Genomic DNA, 3,067 nt, shown 5'->3' with positions numbered 1-3,067 from the left:
AGAGGTCCTAACAGAAGCCGTTGATCATGTGACTTTCGGATTGGCTGGTCGTTGGTCCGATCGTGGGGAAACGTCAGTCGCGGCCCTGGATCGTCTCGGACGAACTGTGGTCGCTCATCGAGCCGTTGCTGCCCGTGCCGGGTCCGAAGCTGGTCGAGGGCAGACCGCGAGTCCCGGACCGGCAGGCGCTGTGCGGGATCCTGTTCGTCCTGCACACGGGCATCCAGTGGGAGTACCTGCCGCAGGAACTGGGCTTCGGCTCGGGCATGACCTGCTGGCGGCGCCTCGCCGCGTGGAACGAGGCCGGCGTGTGGGACGAACTGCACCTGGTGCTCCTGAAGAAGCTGCGGGCGGCGAACAAGCTGGACTGGTCCCGGGCGGTGATCGACTCCTCCCACGTCCGGGCCGCTCGACGGGGCCCAAAAGCGGTCCCAGCCCGGTCGATCGCGCACGGCCGGGCAGCAAGCACCACGTTCTCACCGACGGCCAGGGCATCCCGCTCGCGGTGTCGCTGACCGGTGGAAACCGCAACGACGTCACCCAGCTGATGCCCCTGCTCGACAAGATCCCGGCGGTTGCCGGCGTCGTCGGCCGCCCCAGACATCGACCCGACACGCTGCTTGCCGACCGCGGCTACGACCACGACAAATACCGGCGCCTACTGTGGCAGCGCGGCATCCGCCCGGTCATCGCTGAGCGAGGCGTGCAACACGGCTCTGGCCTGGGCATTTTCCGCTGGGTCGTCGAGCGCACCATCGCCTGGCTGCACGGCTTTCGCCGCCTGCGGATCCGCTGGGAGCGACGCGACGACATCCACGAGGCCTTCCTCGGTCTCGCCACCTGCCTGATCACTCACCGACACATCCAACGCCTTTGTTAGGACCTCTAATTCGTACGGGGGTGGACGGCTTCGATAATGGTGAGCGCACTGATCACGACCTCCATGCCCCGCGAGCGCGCCTCAGCGATCAGGGCCACCACCTGCTCGTCGTCGGCGAGCAGCTTCGAGAATCCCTCGCTGTCGAGGACCAGCGTCCCCTCGTGACTCAGCCTGCGGCGGGCCACTCGGCCTCCTCGGCGAACACCTCGTCGAAGACCTGCCGCGCCCGCTGACGAGCCGGCTCGGAGACCGGCCCCTTGCGGCTCTCGTAGTCCGCCAGATACTCGTCCAGGACCTGCCCACGCAGCTCACGCTCGACCGCCTCGGCGATGAACGCGGAGAACTCCCGCTTGCCCACCCGAGCCCGGATCGCCTCCGCGGTCCCCTCCGGCAGCGACAAGCTCACCCGCGTCGCTGGCCCTTCCCCGATGCTGTACGTCGCCTCAGCCATGCCCCCGCTTGTGTCAATCGAGTAGGAAAAGCGCCACGTCCGCACTACCTTCACAGCTCGGTCAGCGCCCCGCTCACACAAATCCCAGCACAGGCACCCCCATCCCATCCCAACACGATCCCAGCACGGTACGGATGACCAGGGATGACGACAGGTGACGAGGGATCAGCTATCCCAGCACCATCCCAGCACGGGAAAAAACAAAGGGCCCGACTCCGAAGAGTCGGACCCCATCTGACCTGCACGTTTGCCAGATCAGCGACGTGGTGTTATGTCACCCGTCACACATTGAACCGGAACTCCACCACATCCCCGTCCCGCATCACATACTCCTTGCCCTCCATCCGCGCCTTGCCCTTGGCGCGGGCCTCCGCGACGGACCCCGTTTCCACCAGGTCCTCGAAGGAGATGACCTCCGCCTTGATGAAGCCCTTCTGGAAGTCGGTGTGGATGACACCGGCGGCCTCGGGGGCGGTGGCGCCCTTCTTGATGGTCCAGGCGCGGGATTCCTTGGGGCCGGCGGTGAGGTAGGTCTGGAGGCCGAGGGTGTTGAAGCCGACGCGGGCCAGGGTGGCGAGGCCGGGCTCCTCGGCTCCGACGGACTCGAGGAGCTCGATGGCGTCCTCCTCGTCCAGCTCGGCGAGGTCGGCCTCCAGCTTGGCGTTGAGGAAGATCGCCTCGGCAGGGGCGACCAGCGCCCGCTGCTCGTTCTTGAAGTCCTCGTCCGTCAGCTCGTCCTCGTCCACGTTGAAGACGTAGAGGAAGGGCTTCGTCGTCAGGAGGTGCAGGTCGTGGAGGAGCTCCTCGTTGCCGGAGCCCTGGACGATGCCCGCCGAGAACAGCGTGTCGCCCTTCTCCAGGATCTCCTTCGCCTCCTCGACCGCCTTCACCTTCGGCGCGACGTCCTTCTTGATCCGGGACTCCTTCTGGAGGCGCGGCAGGACCTTCTCGATGGTCTGGAGGTCGGCGAGGATCAGCTCGGTGTTGATCGTCTCGATGTCGTCCTTGGGCGAGACCTTGCCGTCGACGTGCACGACGTTCTCGTCCTTGAAGGCGCGGATGACCTGGCAGATCGCGTCGGACTCACGGATGTTCGCGAGGAACTTGTTGCCCAGGCCCTCGCCCTCGGACGCGCCGCGCACGATGCCCGCGATGTCGACGAAGTCCACCGTCGCCGGGAGGATGCGCTCCGAGCCGAAGATCGACGCCAGCTGGGCGAGGCGGCCGTCGGGGACGCCGACCACGCCGACGTTCGGCTCGATCGTGGCGAACGGGTAGTTGGCCGCCAGCACGTCGTTCTTGGTCAGGGCGTTGAAAAGGGTCGACTTGCCGACATTGGGCAGGCCGACGATTCCGATCGTGAGCGACACGTTGCGACTTCCCGTTGATGAGTGGGCCAGGGGCGGGGGCTGCCAGGGGCCAGGTGACACCGGCCGATCCACCAGTCTACGGCGTCCGGGGCGGGCGCCCTCGCGGGAGCCGGGCCCACCTCTTTACCTCAGCCCGCTCGTCCCCGCTCGGGCGTCTTCGGCGTGTCTCAGGAGCGATTCGGCACATAAACAGACCTAAGTTGGTCCAGTGGAGCAATACAGAACGCGATCCCCGCACGACGGACCGCGACGCGGCACCCCGCCGCCCGCGCATCTGCCGCCGCAGGCACGGCGGCCGCCGGCCGGGGCCGAACGGGGGCCATCGCACCAGTCCGCCCCACCCCGCGCCCCGCGCGTACGGCCGTC

At 67.3% G+C, this 3,067-nt stretch carries 3 protein-coding genes and 1 pseudogene; 1 reads left to right on the top strand and 3 read right to left on the bottom strand.

The features are described 5' to 3' along the window. The first annotated feature begins 62 nt into the window (after positions 1–62). Positions 63–880 (top strand): IS5 family transposase gene (locus GTW40_RS02285; RefSeq protein ID WP_343245599.1). Its coding sequence is split into 2 segments (ribosomal slippage): positions 63–399 and positions 399–880, totalling 819 coding nucleotides; the frame shifts between segments, so codons are not numbered across the junction. 8 nt (positions 881–888) lie between these two features. Here the strand turns inward: GTW40_RS02285 and GTW40_RS02280 are convergent. The 3 genes and pseudogenes from GTW40_RS02280 to ychF form a co-directional block, all read right to left on the bottom strand. Beyond that, positions 889–1,065: pseudogene (locus tag GTW40_RS02280) on the bottom strand (DNA-binding protein); the annotation flags it as partial. Continuing rightward, positions 1,047–1,331, bottom strand: a complete 285-nt coding sequence (locus GTW40_RS02275) for a hypothetical protein (protein WP_028438980.1) — start codon at positions 1,329–1,331, stop codon at positions 1,047–1,049. The pseudogene GTW40_RS02280 and the gene GTW40_RS02275, both read right to left, overlap by 19 nt. A gap of 281 nt (positions 1,332–1,612) precedes the next feature. Further along, positions 1,613–2,701 carry a redox-regulated ATPase YchF gene (gene ychF, locus GTW40_RS02270; protein ID WP_161178459.1) on the bottom strand — a complete coding sequence of 363 codons (1,089 nt, stop codon included), beginning with the start codon at positions 2,699–2,701 and terminating at the stop codon, positions 1,613–1,615. Positions 2,702–3,067: the final 366 nt, after the last annotated feature.

It is taken from the genome of Streptomyces sp. SID4985 (genome assembly GCF_009863025.1).
Taxonomy (GTDB): domain Bacteria; phylum Actinomycetota; class Actinomycetes; order Streptomycetales; family Streptomycetaceae; genus Streptomyces.
The sequence above is the reverse complement of the archived record's forward strand: the minus strand, read 5'-3'. Positions and strand labels throughout refer to the sequence as shown.